We start from the raw sequence: 17,696 nt of genomic DNA, 5'->3' as shown, positions 1-17,696 counted from the left end.
CCCGCTCGTGTGCGTGTGAACCGGCACGACCGGGGGTATTCGGCCAGCGGGAGGTCATCATGCCACGCGGATCGAACGCCAAACGTGAACGCCAGTACGAGCACATCGAGGACTCGGCCCGCAGCCGTGGTGAGTCACCCGCGCGGGCGAAGGAGATCGCCGCGCGCACGGTGAACAAGAACCGCGCCCAGGCCGGTGAGTCCAAGACCGCCAGCCGATCGTCCACGAAGGACAAGTCGCCGCAGCAGCGCGGCGGGCAGCGGTCCCACAGCGGCGCCCAGGGCCCCACGCGCGACCAGCTCTACAACGAGGCCAGGCAGCGCGGGATCAAGGGCCGCTCGTCCATGACGAAGAAGGAGCTCGCCCACGCCCTCGGACGCTGACGTGCCACCCACCACCACTGTCGAGGACAAGGGCTCCACGCTCACGATCCTCACCACCGAGCACTACACGCTGCAGATGGTGCGCAGCGCGACGATCGCCGACGCGTCCAGCCGGGCGGGCCACCTGCTCACCACGATCTCCGCGTCGATGATCGCGCTGGGGTTCGTGGCCCAGGTCGTGCCGCTGCCGGTGCTGCTGACGCTGATGCTGGTGATCTTCACAGGCCTGTTCCTGATCGGCCTCGCCACGCTCTTCCGCACGGTCGAGCTCGGCGTCGAGGACGTCCAGGCCGGCCTGGGGATCAACCGCATCCGGCACATGTACGGCGACATCGAACCCTGCACCAGGGACGTGTTCGTCCGGCAGGTGCACGACGACACGGTCGGCGTCGAGGTCGACTCCGGCCAGACCGCCTGGCGCAACGCCCGGCGGCCGCGGCTCATCGGCACCGCGCTGAGCGTGGCCGGTCTGGTGAACCTCGTGAACGGCCTCGTCGCCGGCGCCATCGCGGGCGCAGCGGCCGGACTGCTGCACGCCGGCCTCACCTGGTCGATCGTCATCGGCCTCTGCGTGGCCACCGTCGTGATCACCGCCTTCGGGGTGGCGCTCGGCCGCATCGGCCGCCGCGGCGTCGCACCGATCAACACCCGCTTTCCCAGGAACTGACCAACGAGGAGAACCACCGTGCAGTACGACGTCGTCGACCTGATCATGCAGGACCACCGCGAGGTCGAGCGCCTGTTCGACGAGCTGAAGAACCACCCGGAGAAGCGACCGCTGCTCACGCCCGTCCTGTGTGGACTGCTCGTCGCGCACAGCCGGGCCGAGGAAGCCGAGGTGTACCCCGTGGCCCAGCAGGAAGCCGGCGAGTCCGACGAGGTCGAGCACAGCCAGGAGGAGCACGCCGAGGCGGAGCAGCTCCTCGCGAAGCTGCTCGACGCCGAGATGGACTCCCCGCAGTACGAGCAGATGCTGCAGAAGGTCATCGACTCCATCACCCACCACGTGGAGGAGGAGGAGAAGACCGTGCTGCCCGGCATGCGCAAGCGCCTCAGCGCCGAGCGCCGCTACGAGCTGGGGGAGAAGTTCGCGCGCAGCCGCGCCGACCACCTTGGTGAGATGCCCGGCCAGGCCACCCGCGAGGAGCTGCTGCTGCAGGCGAAGAACATGGGTGTTCCCAACGCCTCCAGCATGAGCAAGGAGCAGCTGAAGAAGGAGCTGCAGAAGGCCGCCTCCTGATCGCCGTCGTCCGGCCGGGAAGTTCACCCGACCGGACGACAACCCGGCCCCCGTCCGCTTCCGTCTTCATCGGCGGAACCAGACGGGGGCCGGAATGTGAAGAAGGCGCTGCTGCTCGTTGCGTTGACCGTGGCCGTGGCCTCGTGCGGCCAGAACAGCTCGGGTGAGCTCCGCTCGGCGCAGCCCACCACCGCGGTGAACGACCCGGTGGTGTCGGCCGCCGCGGACGTCGTCCAACCGGTGCTGGCATCGAGGTACGCCACCACCTACGCGGGTCTGGAGGTCCGCGGCGACACGCTGGTGGTCCACCGCAAGCCTGATCCGGCGCTCGACGCCGAGATCGCGGGACTCGCACCGCATGCGCGCATCCTGTTCCAGGACGCCCGGTACACCAAGTCGGAGATGCAGGCCGCGGTCACGCGGGTGATGGACGACCGCGAGCACTGGAAGAGCCGGGGCGCGGACGTGAACGTCGCCGGCCCGAAGACGGACGGGTCCGGTGTCGAGGTGGGCACGGCCGAGGAACCACCGGCGGACCTCGCGGCACAGCTGCAGGACCGCTATCCGGGCATGACCTTCAGCGTGCGCAGGCAGGGCACGGTCGTGTTCCCGGTGTACACGGGACCGGTGCCCGTGCTGCCGAGCTCACCGGTGCGGAGCAGGTGAACGGCTAGGCCGACCTGCGCGAAGGGTGCGCCCCGGCGCCCGCGACCGCACGGCGGCGACTCGGCCGGCGCAGCGGGACCACAACCCCGCGGCAGAGCACCCGACCCGCCGCCTCACGACCGGCCACAGTGGACTGCGGCAGCGGCTCCGGCGTCGGCGGGATGGGGTCGGGGTCCGGGCCCGCCGGACGCGGCTGGTCGGGGCCGGGCTGCGGCGGCTCCGGCTGCGGCGGAACGGGCTGGCTCGCGGCAGGCTGGCGCGCAGAGGGCTCGATCATGACCGCCGTATACCCACAACTCCCGTGTTTTCACACCCCTGAGCTCATCGCGTGGATTCGTGGTCGGCACGAATTCCGTCGTTCCGGCTAATGAGCACCTCCCTTGACCCGACAATCCGCTGGGTGCCGGTCCCGTTTGGGACCAGCGGAACGGGAGGGCGCCGATGGTGACGGCCAAGGACTGGTTCGTCGGGGAGGACCAGGCCGACGGACTGCACTTCCTGGGTGCGGTCGAGCTCGTCGCGTTGCTGGACCGGCTCTCGCGGCGGCCGCGCTGGCCCGCGCGGGACGTGCCGCTGCCGATCGTGTTCCTGCGCAGGCCTCCCGGCGCGGCCGGTCCGCTCGAACCGCTCGCGAGCAGGCCGGAGACCGCGCGCGGCAAGCGGATCGCGTGCGCGCGGGTCGACGGCACCGACCCGGTGACGCCCGAGTCGCGGCGGGCGGTCCTCGACGACGCGATCGGCCAGCTCGCCGGCAAGGTGCCCGGCGCGGCGCGGCTGCGGTTCCCGCACTACGCGCTCGTCGGGTGGTTGCTGGCGCTGACCCTGCCCGAGGACGGCGACGCCGAGGACGAGGAACGGCACATCGCCCGCGCGTTCCGCGCCCACGTCCGCGGCCGGATGCGGATGAACATCGGGCCCGACGGGTCGCAGGACCTGGCCCAGGACTTCCCGTGGTGGATCCGGCTCGTCATCACCCTGGCGCCGCGGCTCGGACTGGCGCTGACGGCGCTGCTGTGGCGCCCGGCGACGTGGGTGGGGGAGCAGCCGGTCGGCGGCCGGTCGCGGGGCGGGCTCTACCGGCTGGCCCGCGCGTTCGTGAAGGAACACCTCGCCGAGCGGCACGCGGACGAGGTCGGCGACCTGCTGGTGCGCGCGTTCCTGGAGGACCTGCGGCGCTCGCACCGGCGGTGGTCGCTGTGGGGGACGGGACGGCGGCGCACCGGCTACCCGTGGCTGCTGGTGGAGAACGCCGGTCCCGCCGGTGGCGACAGCACCGGCCGGTGGCTGCTCGACTCGATCGGCCGCGCCCGCAACACCGTCACGGTCCACAAGGGACAGTCCTGGCGGGCGAACTCGCTGAGCCGGCCCGATCCGCTGCTGGTGATCGCTGCGGGCGAGTCCGCGCAGGCGCCGGCGAGGCACGCGGCCGACGCGTCGGCGGGCTACCGCAGGTGGCTCGTGCAGCTGGCCCGGTCGGACAACTGGCTGCTGGAGCTGCAGACCGACGCCTCCGAACCGGCACCGGGCGTCAGCGGCGCGTTGTCGGACATGGGGCCCATGCGGCTCCGCCGTGCCGTGGCCGCACCGCTGGCGATGGTGGTGCTCGCCGCTCTCGTGGCCGCCGTGCCGTTCGTCAACCACGCCCGGTGCGAGCCGTGGTGGTCCCCGTCGGTGCGCGCGCCGCTGGAGCGGGTCGGCGAGGAGTGCATCGGCGTGTCCGCTGACCCGTTGCGCCACTTCATGCCGCCGTCCGTGCCGGAGGAGGTGCGGCCCTCGCTGCAGGACGTCTACGGCCGGATCATGGCCGAGAACGACAAGGCCGCCACCCGGCCGGACGCCATCACGATCGTGTTCCTGAGCGTGCTGACCCCGAGCACCGCCAACAGCTACACGGCCCTCGTCGAGGAGCTGCGCGGCGTGTGGGTGGCGCAGAAGACCAGTGACGTGCCCATCCGGATGCTGCTGGCCAACGGCGGCGAGGGACCGGGTGGCCGCGGTCTGGCGTCGGGCGACCTGGCGGCGGACAAGATCATCGAGCTGGCGGCGCGCGATCGCAGCGTGGTCGCGGTGACCGGGTTGTCGATCAGCACCGACACGGCCAAGTCGGTGGTGAAGCGGCTGGGCAGCAGCGCGTTGCCGGTGATCGGTTCGCTGACCTCGGCCGACGACATGGCGACGATCAACGAGTACTACTACCAGATCGGACCCAACAACCTGCGCGAGGCGGCCGTGGCGGCGTTCTACGCCAAGTGGCGGCTGGGCGTGTCGAACGTGGCGATCTTCTACTCCGGCGATCCCACCGACCGCTACAGCCAGAACCTCGCCGACGACGCGAAGACCGCGTTCGCGCTGCTCGGCATCGCGGTCGACCAGTACAAGTCCTACCGGGTCGCCAACGACGACGAAGGCCTCGCACCAGCGAGCCTCGGCCAGGGCGCCTGCCCGTCCGCCGGGAAACCGGGCTACGCGGTGTTCTACGCGGGCCGGGCCCAGTTCCTCGCGGAGTTCCTGCGCGGCATGAACAGCAGGTGCCAGGGCAGCACACCGCCGGTGCTCGCGAGCGACTCGTCGACCCGGTTCATCCTCGAGGGCACGATGGCGCAGTTCCCCAACGTGCGGCTGGACTACCTGTCGTTCGCGAGCCCCGCGGCGTGGTCGGACTGCGCGATGGTGCCGTTCTACAAGAACTACCTCGACGTGTTCCGCCAGACGTGCCAGCAGCTCGGCGACGGCCGGTCCGCCGCCTCCTACGACGCCATGCAGGTGCTGGCGGAGGGCATCCGGCAGGTGCGCCGCACGGATCCGGGCGCGCGGGTGCGGGAGGGACTGCTCGCGGGCATCGGCAGCATCCGGCCGGACAACGCGATCCAGGGCGCCACCGGCAAGATCGGGTTCGGTGCCGCGACCCGCCTGCCGGTGGACAAGGCCGTGCTCGTGCTGCGCGCCAACACCGACACGACCTCGACACCGCTGCTGCTGTGCGGCGAACTGCCGTTCCGCGGCGGGCTGGCCGCAGGCCTGGAACCGGACGAGGGCTGCCCCCGCGACCCCTGACCCCCTGCCGGCATCTGCAAGTACCACCAACTCTTGCAGATGCCCGGGCAGCAAGGAGGGGAGGAGGTGGTCAGCGTTCGTCGGTCAGGACCGGCTTCACGTCGACCACCGGTGTGCCGTCGAGTGCCTCCAGGCCGCTCACCCGGAACTTCTGGCCCTCGACGCCGGTGACCAGCACCCGGTGCAGGCCGATCGGGTTCGGCCGGTCCGGCGACCGGGTGCTGAACACGCCGGTCTCCGGCCGGTCCTCGTCACCGCGCGGGTGCACGGCGAGCACCGCGCGGTCTGCCCGGTCCAGCCAGGTCAGCAGCAGGACCTCCTGGCCTGCCTGCAGTTCCGCCATCGCCCGCGCGTACTGGGGCACGACGACGACCCACGCCTCCGGTGCGCCCTCGTCACCCTGGCGGGGTGCGGAAGCGCGGTCGGTGAGCGGTGACTCGACGTGCCCGATCGGGAACAGGTTCATGTGCCACAGAATGTCTGGTAGCTCTCGCTGAAGTCGCGCGGGGCCGGTTCCGCGTACCGCTCCAGCCCCTCGCGCTCGTCGTAGGGCCGGCGCACCGCGTCCAGCAGCCGCTCGAACGGCCCCAGGTCACCCCCGGTCGCCGCCGCGAGCGCCTCCTCGACCAGGTGGTTGCGCGGCACGTAGACCGGGTTGACCGCCGTCATCGCCGCCGTGTCCGGGCCCTCCGCACGCCACCGCGCGAGCCACGCGTCGACGCCGGCCAGGTCCAGGACGAGGTCGCGCGGGTTGCCCCTGGTCAGGTGGTGGAAGAACGACGTGTGGTCCACGTGGTTCTCGTGCAGCAGCTTGAGCAGGTCCCCGATCAGCTGGTCGTCACCGGCACCGCCCAGCTTGGCCCGCATGCCCTCCTGCCACGCCGTCAGGTACCGGCCCTCGAACTCCTCCAGCACACCGACGGCCTTCTTGACCGCCGCGTCCTCGTCCTCGTCGAAGAGCGGCAGCAACGCCTCCGCGAGCCGTGCGAGGTTCCACTGCCCGATGCCCGGCTGGTTGCCGTACGCGTACCGGCCGCGGTGGTCGATCGAGCTGTACACCGTCGCCGGGTCGTACGCCTCCATGAACGCGCACGGCCCGTAGTCGATCGTCTCGCCCGAGATCGTCATGTTGTCGGTGTTCATCACGCCGTGGATGAACCCGAGGTGCATCCACTGGGCGATGAGCCTCGCCTGCCTGCCGACCACCTCGCGGAAGAACTCCAGGTAGGAACGGCCGGGGTAGTGGCGTGCGATCGCGTGGTCCGCCAGCCGCCGCAGCAGGTCCAGGTCACCGGTGTTGCGCGCGTACTGGAAGCTCCCGACCCGCAGGTGGCTCGCCGCCACCCGTGCCAGCACCGCACCCGGCAACGGCGTCTCGCGGTGCACGGTGGCGCCCGTGCCCACGACCGCGAGCGACCGGGTGGTCGGCACGCCCAGCGCGTGCATCGCCTCGCTGACGACGAACTCGCGCAGCATCGGCCCGACCGCCGCCAGCCCGTCACCACCGCGGGCGAACGGCGTCCGGCCAGAGCCCTTGAGGTGCAGGTCCCGCAGCTGCCCGTCGACCTCGATCTCGCCGAGCAGCAGCGCACGGCCGTCACCCAGCCTGGGGGAGTAGCCGCCGAACTGGTGGCCCGCGTAGGCCTGGGCGACGCCCTCCGCCGCGTTGCCGGTGAGGAACCGCAGGCCGTCGCCGGTGCGCAGCCAGGCGGGGTCGAGGCCGAGCTCGCCGGCCAGCGGCTCGTTGAGGGCCAGCAGGGTCGGGTCCCCGACCTCCGCCGCCTCCCAGGCGACGGCCATCTCCGGGACGGCGGTGGCGAACTGGGTGCCGAGAGTGGTGCTCACGTCCTTCACGGTACGGGGGTGCCCGTCACGACAGCGCCCATGCCCGTTCCACCCCCGGCGCGATCCTCACCAGGGTGACCGTTACGCGCGTTCCGGCGGCGACCCGCTCGGAACCGGCCGAGACGCGCGCCACGGGTCGTCGGCGGGCAGCCACACGCCGGGCCGGTGCAGCCCCAGGTCGCCCACGCCCCGCGTGATCGCCTCGGCCGCGGCCAGCACGGTCGGCCGCACCTCGTCGGCCCGCCGCACCAGCGACCACGTCCACAGCACCTCCGGCTCGACGACCGGGCGCGCCACCAGGTCCGGCGGCAGCGGCGTGGTCTGGCCCTTGGGCGAGTTCAGCACCGGTGTGACGCAGCGCCGCACGTGGTCGAAGAACGCGGGCCCGGTGATCGCGCCGTTGTCGATCCGCACGACCCTCCCGCCGGAGAACTCCGCGAGCTCCTCGGCGTACTCGTTCCACGACCGCCACGAGGTCACGTCGTCGTCGACCAGCACCGCCAGGTCCCGCGCGCGCACCGGGCTCGTGTCGGTGCCGGGGGAGACCGCGTAGAGCCGGTCGGCGCCGAGCAGGTCGGCGGCGAGCCCGAGCCGGTCGAGGTCGGCCGCCCGCACCCAGCACACCGCGAGGTCGAGGCTGCCGTCGGCGACCCGCGCGGCCTGCGCGTGCGACGGCACCACCCAGGCGTCGACGTAGAGCGGTGCAACCCCGGCGGTGCGCAGCGACAGGTCCGGCGGCACCCAGTTCACGTAGCCGATCCGCACCGGCGACGACCCGGACAGCTGCTGCGCCTGCTTGCGCAGCTCGTCGGCCCGGTCGAGCAGCGCCCGCACCTCGGGCAGCAACGCCGCCCCGGCCGCCGTCAGCGCCACCGTGCGGCGGTCCCGGTCGAACAGCGCCACGCCCAGCGACCGTTCCAGCGCCTTGACCTGTTGCGACAACGACGGCCCCGCGATCAGCAGCCGCGCGGCCGCCCGGCCGAAGTGCAGCTCCTCGGCGACGGTCACGAAGTACCTGAGTTGACGCAGCTCCACGGTCTCATCGTAGGAGGCTGCGCCTTCCACCAGAGAGATGGACGGTCGTGGAGATCACGGGTGTGCGAACGCACGATGGGAGCATGGAAGTCGAACTCGTCGTGCAGTCCGAAGTGGACCCTTTGTGGCGTCGGGTGGTCCGACGGTGAGTGCCCGCGCCGCCGTTGCCCTCGCGGCGGGCATGGGCCTCGGCCGGTTCGCCTACACGCCGATCCTGCCGCTGATGACCGCCCAGGCCGGGCTCACCGCGTCGGCAGGCGCCGGTCTGGCCACGGCCAACTACCTCGGCTACTTCGCGGGGGCGGTGGCCGCGACGGCCGCGCGGCTGCACACGCGGGCGGTGCACCGGGCGGCGCTGGTGGTGCTCACGCTGTCGCTGGCGGGCATGCCGCTGACCCACGGCGTCGTGGCGTGGTCCGCGCTGCGGTTCATCGCGGGAGCGGCCAGCGCGCTGGTCTTCGTGCTCGCCGTCAGCACCCGGCCCGGCTGGGGGATGAGCGGTGTCGGCGCCGGCATCGCGCTGTCCGGGGTGGTCGTCCTCGCCGACAGCCGCTGGCAGGTCTCGTGGTGGCTGGTCGCGGGCCTGTCCGCGCTGTTCACCGCCCTGGCCTGGCAGTTGCGCCCGGTCCCGCGCCCTCGTGCCGCGACCGCGCGCGGCGGCCCGTTCGCCCGGCTGTTCGCGGGGTACGCGCTCGAAGGCGTCGGCTACATCATCGCCGGGACGTTCCTGGTCGCCGCCGCCGGTCCGCTGGGCAGCGGCGCGTGGGTCCTGACCGGCCTGGCCGCCGCCGCGTCACCGTTCCTGCTCGCCCGCCTCGACCAGCGGCGCGCGTTGACCGGCGCCCTCGTGGTGCAGGCCGCCGGCATCGCACTGCCCGCGCTGAGCACGGACCCGGTCGTCGTGGTCCTGGCCTTCGTCCTGTTCGGCGCCACGTTCCTCGGCATCGCCCTCACCGCGCTGAACCTCGGCGCCGGCCTGCACCCGAACTCCGCCGCCCTGCTGACAGCCGGCTACTCCGCGGGCCAGGTCGCGGGCCCGCTGCTGGCGTCCCCGCTGCTCAGCCGCGGCTACCAGCCGGCCCTGCTGCTCGGCGCGGCCGTCGTGCTCACCGCCGCCGGGGTGATCGCGCTTCCACGCCCAGATCCGCCGCGCCCGTCCAGGAGGAGGAGCAGTGAAAAGTCAGTCACAGCAACAGGAAGCACCGGCTGATGAGCAGTCCTGCGTCCACGCCTGACCCTCCGGTACCGGCACCCCGGGTGTATCCGCGGTGTATCGGCCGTGGATGGGATGCGGCAAGGCTCCTGACCGCGACACAGCAGGTCATGCGAAGAGGGGATTCTCCGATGCGTTTCACCACAGTGACGGCCGCGGTCGTCGGCGTACTGGGCGCGGCTCTGATCAGCACCGCCGCCCCCGCCAACGCCACCGAGCAGTACACCGGCACCAGCGCGGTCGAGGTCGCGGCGCCGTGGCTCGAGGACACCGCGTCCGTGCCGGCGGCCGAGGGCGACTTCACGATCCAGCAGACGGCGGCCGGTGCCGTCAACTGGATGTCCAGCCGCCGCGGCAGCACCGCCTACGAGGGCTACTGCGAACGCGCCGTGCGGCTCGCGTGGGACCGCGCCACGCACCACGCCTCGGCGATCGACCACTGGCGGTCCTCCGACGGCACCCGCCGCACCACGGGCACGCCGCCCAAGGGCGCGTTCGTCTTCTGGAACATCAGCCAGTACGGCCACGTGGGCATCGCCGACGGCAACGGCGGCTTCTGGTCGACCAGCGTCGGCGGCAAGATCGGCCACGCCGGCTCGGTCGGCTACTTCAGCAACTACCTCGGCTGGAAGCCCGGCAACAGCAACTGACCGAGTGCACCCGCCGCGCGCGCCAGCGTGCGCAGCGCGGCGGGTTCGCCCTCCCGGTTGCCGGTGCGGCGGTAGGTCTCCAGCGCCTGCTGCACCAGGTCGTGCGCGGCCTCCGGGCAGCCGTTCGACAGCAGCGCCTCGGCCAGCTCCACCTGCGCGAACGCCGTGCACCGCTCGTCGGTGAGGTCCTGCAGGATCGACACGGCCCTGCGCGCGGAGACGAGCTCGGCGTCGTGCTCGCCCAGGGAGCGGTGCAGGGCGGAGAGCCGGACCAGCACCAACGCCTCCCGGTGCGCGTCACCGAGGTCCGCCGCGAGCCTGCGGCCGCTCATCAGCCACACGCGCGCCGACTCCTGGTCGCCCAGCGAACCGTGCACCCCGCCGACCGACGCCCGCAGGTGGGCGACGGAGTGCAGGTCACCGGCCGTCTCCAGCAGCTCCAGCGCCTCGGTGTAGCAGGCCATCGCCCGCTCGTGCTCGCCGCGCAGCCGCCAGACCGTGCCCACGCCCGCGATCGAGATGCCCTGGCCGCGCGGGTCGCCGGCCACGCGGTAGAGGTCCCGCGCCGCGAGCATGCCGCGTTCGGCGTCGTCGAACTCGTCGCGGTAGATGTGCACCTGCGCGATGCCCCGCAGCAACGCCGCCCTGCCCTCGGCGGACCTCGTGACCGCCAGCGCCCGCCGGTGGGTGCGCGCCCAGTCGTCGTAATGGCTGTGCAGGTCGAAGTACGGCACGCACGCCGCCGCCAGCTGCCACGCCACGTCGTCGAGCCCGGCCGCCGCGGCCAGCTCGACCGCGCCGCACAGCGTGCGCCGTTCCGCCTCGAACCACCCGACCGGTTCGGCCAGCAGGTGCTCGGGCGCCCGCACCGCGGCGACCGGGGCGATGGTCGTGCCGAACGTGACCGGCAGCCGCCGTGCCGCCGTGACGGCGAGCCACAACCACGTGCGCAGCGTGCGGTCGAGCGTCTCCGCCCGGTCCGGGAGCGCGTCGGCCAGCTCCAGGGCGTGGCACCGCAGCAGGTCGTGCAACCGGTAGCGGGGCTGCCCGAGGCGGTCGGTCCCGCACGCCTCCAGCAGGTGCGCGTCGACCAGCCCGTCGAGCAGGTGCTCGCTGCCCGGCCGGTCCAGCAGCGCGTCCACGACCCAGCCGGGGAAGTCGTGCGGCCCCAGCAGCGCCAGCCGCACGAACGCGGCCGCCTCGTCGGCAGGCAGCTGCCGCACGCTCAGGTCGAAGCTCGCCCGCACCGCCAGCTCACCGGAGGACAGCTCGCGCAGCCGCGTCGACTCGTCCACCAGCCGCGCCCGCAGCACCCGCAACGGCCACCCGCCCCGACCGGCCAGCCGCGCGCCCGCGACCCTGATCGCGAGCGGCAGGTGCCCGCAGGCCGCCGTGATCGCCGCCGCCTCGTCCGGCTCGGCTTCCACCCGATCGCGTCCGGCGATCCCGGTCAGCAGCTCCGCTGCCTCCGCCGGTGCGAACGGCAGCAGCTCCACCTGCCGCGCACCGGGCAGCTCCGACAGCCGCCGCCTGCTCGTGAAGAGCACCCCGCACCCCGCCGCACCCGGCAGCAACGGCTGCACCTGCCGCACCGACGCCGCGTCGTCGAGCACCACCAGCACCCGCCGCCCCGCGAGCTTCGAGCGGAACAACGCCGCCCGCCCCGCCTCCCGCGACGGCAGCCCCGCACCGGTGACCCCCAGCGCGTGCAGCAGTTCGGTGAGCACGTCGGCCGGGTCGCGCGGTCGTTCGGCCGTGCCGCCGAGGTCGACGTAGAGCTGCCCGTCCGGGAAGTGCGCGGCGACCTCGTGCGCCACCCTGACCGCGAGCGTCGACTTGCCCACGCCCGGAGCACCGGTCACGCCCGCGACCGCCACCTTGCCGCTGTCGCGCAACGCTTCGGCGAGCTCGGCGATCTCCGTGGCGCGTCCGCAGAAGTCGGCGACCGACGGCGGTAGCTGCCGGATCGGCGGTGCGTTGTCTTCTTCTTCGCCGCGCAGCACGGCGAGGTGCGCCTCTTTCAGCACAGGGCCGGGTTCGAGTCCCAGGTCGTCCGCGAGCCGTGCGCGCATGTCCGTGTAGACCTTCAACGCCTCGACGCGCTGGTTCGTGCGCTTCAACGCGATCATCAGCTGATAGCAGATGCTCTCGCGATAGGGGTGCACTTCGAGGAGCGCGCGCATCTCCGCGATGACCTCGTCGCCCTGTCCTCGTGCCACCTGCAACGCCAGCCGCTGCTCGGTCGCCGTCAGCCGCGCTTCCTCCAACCGGGTGATCACGGGCTGCCACGCGTCGTTCTCCGGCAGGTCCTCGACCGGCCGGCCGCGCCACAACCCCTCCGCGGTCCGCAGCAGGTCGAGTGCGTCGCCGCTGGTGCGCGCCTCGGTGACCAGGTGCTCGAACCGCAGCGCGTCGAGCTCGTCGGGCGTCAACGCCAGCACGTAACCCGTGCCGTTCGTGCGCAGGCATTCGCCGAGGACCTGCCGCAACTGCCACACGTACGTGCGGACGTTCGCGACCACGGACCGCGGCTTGCTCTTCGGCCAGAGGACCTCGACGATCTGGTCGAGGGACACGGCGCTGTTCGCGTTCAACGCGAGATGAGCGAGCAACGCCCGCTGCTTCACCCCGCCCAGGCCCATCCGGCTGCCGTCCCGCCACACCTCCAGCGGCCCCAGCACGTTCACCCTGGTGATGGCCCCTCCTCTGGCGTGTTCCCGCTGACAGCAGCCCGCGCACGCGGCAGGATAGCGGCGGCAGCCCGCCGCCAAGACCCATTCGCCAGAAGATGTGGTAGCTCGTCAACCATGCACAAGCGTCACCTCGTCGCACTCGCGCTGCTGCTGAGCGCCTGCGGCTCCGAGACGTCGGTTCCCGCGATCGCGCCGACGTCCGCCCCCGAGCAGACCGTCTCGCCGCTGGCCGACCAGCACGCCCGCCTCGACGCCATCGGCACCCTCCTCACCTCCTGCGTCACCCGCCTGCGCGGCGAGCCCGTCGACCCCGCCGACAACTGCGCGAAGGTCATGCCGGACGTGTCCGAGGTGATCGACGAGGTGGAGAAGAAGGGCGACCGGCTCTCGCCCACGACCCGCAGCGCCGTCGCGGACGTGCGCAAGCAGCTCGGGGAGATCCAGTCGTGCGAACCGTGGTTCGCCGCGGGCGGTCAGACCGCCGATCCCCGGTTGGACCAGCGGTGCCGTGACGCGTGGGACGCACTCTTCAGGAGCTACTCCGCCATCCGCAACGCCGCCTAGGGCTGCTCGAACCGCGTCGTGAGCACCGACGAGATCTCGTGGTGCCGCAACAGGAACGCCTTCTCGTCCAGCTTCTTGCGCCGCAACCACCCGGTGACCTCGGCATTGCACTTGCTGGCGTTGCACGACCCGCACGCGGGCACGACGTTGCCCAGCGTGTACCGGCCACCGCGCGACAACGCCTGCACGCAGTCCTTCTGCAACGAGCCGGCCGCGGAACCGCAGTAGGCGCAGCCGCCCCACGAGGACTTCAGCGCGTCCCACTGCGCGTCGGAGAGGTCGTGGGCGACGCGCGCCATCCGCTTGCGGCGTTTGCGTGCCGCGCGCACCTGTTTGCTACCGCCGGTCGCCACAGGGTGGAAGCGTACGCATCGCGATGGTCAACAGGTCGGAGGCGGGGCCGCGGGGTGCCCTGCCCCTGGTCCACACGGCGCGCAGCGCGCGGTCGAGGTTGAGGTCGGTCACCTCGACGCGGACCAGCGCGCGGGTCGCCAGGTCGGTGGCGACCGCGTGGGCGCTGAGCACGGCCGGGCCGATGCCGCCGGTGGCCGCCGCCTTGATCGCGGTGGTCGAGGACATCTCCAGCAACGGGTCCGCGGTGATCTCCAGGTCGATCCCGCGCAGCGCCGACCGCAGCGCCTGCCGGGTGCCGGAGCCCTGTTCGCGCGACACCAGCGGCGTGGCGGCCAGCGTGGCAGCGGTGATCCTGCGGCGGCGGGCCCACGGGTGGCCGGGCGCGACGACCAGCACCAGCTCGTCGTGGCCGACGACGCGGCTGTCGAGACCGGCGGGCACGTCGGTGCTCTCGATGAAACCCAGGTCGGCGCGGTCGGCGAGCACCTGGTCGGCGACGTGCGCGGAGTTGCCCGCCGTCAGGACGGTCGCGGTGTCCGGGCTGACCGTGCGCAACGCGATCAGCCACGCCGGCAGCAGGTACTCGGCCACGGTCAGGCTCGCGGCGACCTTCAGGTGGCTCTGCCGGTCGGCGCGCAGGCTCGTCAGACCGGCGTCGAGGTCCGCCGCCTTCGCGAGCACCGGTGCCGCCCAACCGGCGACGAGCTGCCCCGCCGTGGTGAGCGTCGCGCCGCGCGAGGTGCGTTCGAGCAGCGCCACGCCGACGCGGGCCTCCAGCACCCGGAGGCGTTCGCTCGCCGACGGCTGGGACATGCCGTGGGCCTTCGCGGCACGGCCGATGCTGCCGAGCTCCGCGACGCTCAGCAGCAGCTCGTAGCTGACGAGGTCGGTGACGCGTCCCGGCAAAGGCATAGGGGCAGCCTATGTCGTCATCGGAGATCGGTGCCTACCGAGGTGGGCGCGCGCAGGGCACCTTGGTGTCGTGACCGCTCTCGCACCTCACCCACACACCGTGCCCCATGAGGTGCGACGAGCGGCGCCCTTCGGCCCCAACCTGTTCGCGTCCGTGATGGGCACCGGCATCGTCGCCACGGCGGCCGCCTCGCTCCCGCTGCACGTCCCCGGTCTGCGCACCGCGGCGACGTTCGTGTGGCTGCTGGACGCGGCACTGCTGGTGTTCCTCACGGTTGCCGCAGTGCGCAGCTGGACGTGGGCGACCGTGCGCGCGCAGCTGCGCGACCCGGTGATGGCGCACTTCTGGGGCGCGCCCGCGATGGGGTTGATGACGGTCGGCACCGGCGCGCTGCTGCTGGGCGCCGACCTCGTCGGCCTGACCGCGGCGCTCGCGATCGACTGGACGCTGTGGACGCTCGGCACCGTGCTGGGCCTGGTGACGTCGGTCGTGGTGCCGCTGCGGATGTTCGGCAGCGGTGAGCTGCCGTTCGCCGGCTGGCTGATGCCGGTCGTGCCGCCGATGGTGTCCGCGGCGTCCGGCGCGCTGCTCGCCGCGCACCTGCCGCCCGGCCAGTTCCAGCAGACGATGGTCCTGCTCTGCTACGCGTTGTTCGGCGTGAGCCTCTTCGCGACGGTCTGCCTGGTGCCGCAGATCTGGCACCGGCTGGTGCAGCACGGCCCCGGCGGTGCGGTGCCGACGCTGTGGATCGTGCTCGGCCCGCTCGGCCAGTCGATCACCGCCGCGAACCTGCTCGCCGGCGTCGCGGTGCTGCCCGGCCAGACCGCGTTCGCCGTGCTGTACGGCGCGACCACGTGGGGCTTCGCCCTGCTGTGGGTGGCCATCGCGACCGCGGCGACCGTGCGCGCGGCACGGGCCGGGATGTCGTTCGCGTTGACGTGGTGGAGCTTCGTCTTCCCGCTCGGCACGCTGGTGACCGGCACGAGCGCGCTGGCCGCGAAGGTCCACTCGCCGATGTTCGTCGTCGCGGCCGTCGTGCTCTACGTGGCCCTGGTGCTGTCGTGGGCGACCGTGGCGGTGCGCACGATCACCAGTTTCGTGAGTCCCCGCGTGCGTTAGGCGCGGCTGGACCACGTCGAGCCGCGGTGCGGCGGAGGCGGTCTGCGCGGCGTGCGCGACCACCTGCGCGTCGCGTGGAGCAAGTCAGCGGCGACAGATCGAAGTTGGTCGTCGTGATGCATGAAGTGCGGGAATCAGCTCGGTGAGGACGTAGCGCTGCCGTGCAGTGGCAACCATTCGAGACTTGCTGACGGACGTCATACCGCTGGGCAGACAGATCGCGCGGGCGTACCGATTGAGCCTTCCTCCCCGCCCTCTCGGGACGTCCGATCCCTCAACGATCTTGTCCGGGCGGACTCGCCTTTCTAGTCCCTTGGCAGCTGCACGATGAGTACCGGTGTCCCGGTGACCGTGAGGCTGTCGCCTGCGTGCACTGGCCGGCTGGTGCCGTCGAGGGTGCGCACCTCTGTGGCGTCTGGTGGGAGGGCTGTCGTCGCGGTGTGCTCGTGGGTCCAGCGGATCGTGAGCAGCTGACCGTCGTCCGCGGTGAACTCGCATTGCCACACGGTGGCAGGCAGGCCGACGGCGAGCCCTTGACCGCATCCCCGGGTCCTGGTGCGGGTCAGCCACCGTTGCAGCTCCTCCACCGCGAGTGCGGCGCTCGTGGGTGGGCTGCCGACGGTCTGCAGCGTGATGGGCAGGCCGCCACCGCCCCAGTTGTAGAAGTAGGTTCGTTCGAGGTTGAAGCGGGAGCCGTGGATCGCGACCAGGTAGAAGCGTGCGGCGTAGTCGATCGCACGCTGCTCGTCCAGCCGTTCGTCGCGCACGTATTCATAGGTGACACCGGTGTTCCACAGGCGTGGGTGCACGCCCGCGTCGTGCAGGGCACCGTCGATCTGTTGCAGGAGGTCGATCATGGTTTCCGGCGGGTCAGCCGCGCGTTGCTGATGCAGTTTGAGTCCTGCGACGTCGCAGTGGTCGTAGCCGCGCAGCTCGGTGAATTCGCGCAGTACGGAGCGGCCCTCGTCCGTCCACAGCCGATCGATCGAGGGGCACACCACGACCGCTTGCGGGTCGGCGGCCTTGATGGCGCGCCCGGCAAGCTTGGTCATCTCGACCAGAGTGGCCGTCGTACCGGAGAAGTAGCGCTGGTCGTTGGCGTGGACCCAGACCTCATAGGCGTCGATCCGGCCGTGGTAACGGGTTGCCACTGCGCTGACGAACTGTTCCCACACGGTCAGGTCGTCGGGCGGCGCGCTACGCGAACCGTCTCCGTACGGTGCCTTCGGCCCGGCGGGCGCGGCCCACTCCGGTGTGCCGCCGAACACCAGCGTGGCCGGCAGATCTGCCTTCCGCGCGCCGACGACGAGGCGGTCGAGGACGGTCCAGTCATAGGTGTCGCGCCGCGGCTGCAGCCTCGCCCACCGCGTACCACTGTCCCAGAACCGCAGACTGCCGACCCGGAACGACGGCATCACCCCGCTCGACGAGGATGCCGTCACGCCGAACAGCGACGGAGCCAGCGGCTGCTCGCGCTGCCAGGACGGACCGGTGATCTGCCGCTGCGCGGCAACGGGTCCGACGTCCGTGCCGCTGGCTGCCAGCGACACCAGGACGAGCGCGAGCATGAGCACGACGCACACCCGGGACAGGGCGCGCGTGCGCGGCAGAGACCGAGGAAGTGCACGAGGTTCCGGTGCTCGATCCGCGGTGTGCGGCATCACCGGTCGGCCTGTCGCCGCCCTCCACTGCGCGAGCAGTTCGACCAGTTCCACGTCATCGGCTGAACAGGCCGTGGCAATTCCGACTACGGTCTGGTAGTCGGGCGGGACTGTTTTTCCAGAGCAATACCTGTGCAGGGTGGAACTGCTGACGTGTGCTTTTCTGCCCAACTCGGAATAGCTCAGTCCGCTCCGCTGCTTGAGCTTCGCAAGGTGGCACGCGAGTTCTTCGTTCCCTTCCGGCACACCTACCGCCCTCCCCAAGCTCAGGTGTCACGGGCCAGTATGGCAGTCATCCCATGCTCG

17 protein-coding genes and 1 pseudogene are annotated in these 17,696 nt (G+C 72.1%); 9 read left to right on the top strand and 9 right to left on the bottom strand.

Annotated elements, in window-relative coordinates; genetic code table 11:
* Positions 1 to 59 precede the first annotated feature (59 nt).
* From AB0A63_RS02590 to AB0A63_RS02575, 4 genes are all read left to right on the top strand, one after another.
* Complete coding sequence (locus AB0A63_RS02590) at positions 60 to 383, top strand: plasmid stabilization protein (protein WP_360384495.1); 324 nt, start codon at positions 60 to 62, stop codon at positions 381 to 383.
* A gap of 1 nt (position 384) precedes the next feature.
* Entirely contained in the window at positions 385 to 1,050 is a 666-nt protein-coding gene (locus AB0A63_RS02585) for a hypothetical protein (RefSeq protein WP_360384493.1), read from the top strand.
* Positions 1,051 to 1,068: 18 nt separating this feature from the next.
* Positions 1,069 to 1,623, top strand: coding sequence for a hemerythrin domain-containing protein (locus AB0A63_RS02580; RefSeq protein ID WP_360384491.1), 555 nt, complete (start codon positions 1,069 to 1,071; stop codon positions 1,621 to 1,623).
* A gap of 96 nt (positions 1,624 to 1,719) precedes the next feature.
* Complete coding sequence (locus tag AB0A63_RS02575; RefSeq protein WP_360384489.1) at positions 1,720 to 2,289, top strand: hypothetical protein; 570 nt, start codon at positions 1,720 to 1,722, stop codon at positions 2,287 to 2,289.
* A 4-nt stretch (positions 2,290 to 2,293) separates the two neighbouring features.
* Here the strand turns inward: AB0A63_RS02575 and AB0A63_RS02570 are convergent, their stop codons facing one another.
* On the bottom strand, positions 2,294 to 2,566 hold the full coding sequence (locus AB0A63_RS02570) for a hypothetical protein (RefSeq protein ID WP_360384487.1): 273 nt from the start codon (positions 2,564 to 2,566) through the stop codon (positions 2,294 to 2,296).
* 164 nt (positions 2,567 to 2,730) lie between these two features.
* Here AB0A63_RS02570 and AB0A63_RS02565 point away from each other — a divergent pair, with 164 nt between their 5' ends.
* Positions 2,731 to 5,343: a hypothetical protein gene (locus AB0A63_RS02565; protein WP_360384485.1), complete on the top strand. Its 2,613-nt coding sequence runs from the start codon at positions 2,731 to 2,733 to the stop codon at positions 5,341 to 5,343.
* A gap of 70 nt (positions 5,344 to 5,413) precedes the next feature.
* Here AB0A63_RS02565 and tsaA read toward each other — a convergent pair whose 3' ends face one another.
* The 3 genes from tsaA to AB0A63_RS02550 form a co-directional block, all read right to left on the bottom strand.
* The gene (gene tsaA / locus AB0A63_RS02560) at positions 5,414 to 5,809 is read right to left on the bottom strand and encodes a tRNA (N6-threonylcarbamoyladenosine(37)-N6)-methyltransferase TrmO (RefSeq protein ID WP_360384483.1); all 396 of its coding nucleotides are present in this window, start codon (positions 5,807 to 5,809) and stop codon (positions 5,414 to 5,416) included.
* Positions 5,806 to 7,188: a protein adenylyltransferase SelO gene (locus AB0A63_RS02555; protein ID WP_360384481.1), complete on the bottom strand. Its 1,383-nt coding sequence runs from the start codon at positions 7,186 to 7,188 to the stop codon at positions 5,806 to 5,808. The genes tsaA and AB0A63_RS02555 overlap by 4 nt, the downstream gene beginning before the upstream one ends.
* Before the next feature lie 81 nt (positions 7,189 to 7,269).
* Positions 7,270 to 8,223 carry a LysR family transcriptional regulator gene (locus AB0A63_RS02550; protein WP_360384479.1) on the bottom strand — a complete coding sequence of 318 codons (954 nt, stop codon included), beginning with the start codon at positions 8,221 to 8,223 and terminating at the stop codon, positions 7,270 to 7,272.
* Positions 8,224 to 8,368: 145 nt separating this feature from the next.
* Here AB0A63_RS02550 and AB0A63_RS02545 point away from each other — a divergent pair, with 145 nt between their 5' ends.
* A complete protein-coding gene (locus tag AB0A63_RS02545; RefSeq protein WP_360384477.1) occupies positions 8,369 to 9,433 on the top strand; it encodes a YbfB/YjiJ family MFS transporter in 1,065 nt (354 codons plus the stop codon).
* Positions 9,434 to 9,567: 134 nt separating this feature from the next.
* Positions 9,568 to 10,086 carry a hypothetical protein gene (locus AB0A63_RS02540; RefSeq protein ID WP_360384475.1) on the top strand — a complete coding sequence of 173 codons (519 nt, stop codon included), beginning with the start codon at positions 9,568 to 9,570 and terminating at the stop codon, positions 10,084 to 10,086.
* Here the strand turns inward: AB0A63_RS02540 and AB0A63_RS02535 are convergent.
* Positions 10,053 to 12,773 (bottom strand): BTAD domain-containing putative transcriptional regulator, encoded by a 2,721-nt coding sequence (locus AB0A63_RS02535; RefSeq protein WP_360384473.1) that lies wholly within the window; start codon positions 12,771 to 12,773, stop codon positions 10,053 to 10,055. The genes AB0A63_RS02540 and AB0A63_RS02535 overlap by 34 nt on opposite strands.
* A 120-nt stretch (positions 12,774 to 12,893) precedes the next feature.
* On the opposite strand from AB0A63_RS02535, the gene AB0A63_RS02530 reads away from it, so the two are divergent.
* Entirely contained in the window at positions 12,894 to 13,343 is a 450-nt protein-coding gene (locus AB0A63_RS02530) for a hypothetical protein (RefSeq protein WP_360384471.1), read from the top strand.
* Here AB0A63_RS02530 and AB0A63_RS02525 read toward each other — a convergent pair.
* Positions 13,340 to 13,696: an HNH endonuclease signature motif containing protein gene (locus AB0A63_RS02525; protein WP_360384469.1), complete on the bottom strand. Its 357-nt coding sequence runs from the start codon at positions 13,694 to 13,696 to the stop codon at positions 13,340 to 13,342. The genes AB0A63_RS02530 and AB0A63_RS02525 overlap by 4 nt on opposite strands.
* Positions 13,680 to 14,609 carry a LysR family transcriptional regulator gene (locus AB0A63_RS02520; RefSeq protein ID WP_360384467.1) on the bottom strand — a complete coding sequence of 310 codons (930 nt, stop codon included), beginning with the start codon at positions 14,607 to 14,609 and terminating at the stop codon, positions 13,680 to 13,682. Before AB0A63_RS02520 ends, AB0A63_RS02525 begins: the two co-directional genes overlap by 17 nt.
* 112 nt (positions 14,610 to 14,721) lie before the next feature.
* On the opposite strand from AB0A63_RS02520, the gene AB0A63_RS02515 reads away from it, so the two are divergent.
* The gene (locus tag AB0A63_RS02515) at positions 14,722 to 15,729 is read left to right on the top strand and encodes a TDT family transporter (RefSeq protein WP_360384465.1); all 1,008 of its coding nucleotides are present in this window, start codon (positions 14,722 to 14,724) and stop codon (positions 15,727 to 15,729) included.
* 305 nt (positions 15,730 to 16,034) lie between these two features.
* Here the strand turns inward: AB0A63_RS02515 and AB0A63_RS02510 are convergent, their stop codons facing one another.
* Both AB0A63_RS02510 and AB0A63_RS02505 read right to left on the bottom strand, forming a co-directional pair.
* Positions 16,035 to 17,303: a hypothetical protein gene (locus tag AB0A63_RS02510; protein ID WP_360385000.1), complete on the bottom strand. Its 1,269-nt coding sequence runs from the start codon at positions 17,301 to 17,303 to the stop codon at positions 16,035 to 16,037.
* Positions 17,304 to 17,438: 135 nt separating this feature from the next.
* Positions 17,439 to 17,636: pseudogene (locus tag AB0A63_RS02505) on the bottom strand (helix-turn-helix transcriptional regulator); the annotation flags it as partial.
* Positions 17,637 to 17,696: the final 60 nt, after the last annotated feature.

It is taken from the genome of Lentzea sp. NPDC042327, assembly GCF_040647275.1.
GTDB lineage: Bacteria > Actinomycetota > Actinomycetes > Mycobacteriales > Pseudonocardiaceae > Lentzea.
Note: the sequence above shows the minus strand (reverse complement) of the source record. Positions and strands in the feature narration are given on the sequence as shown.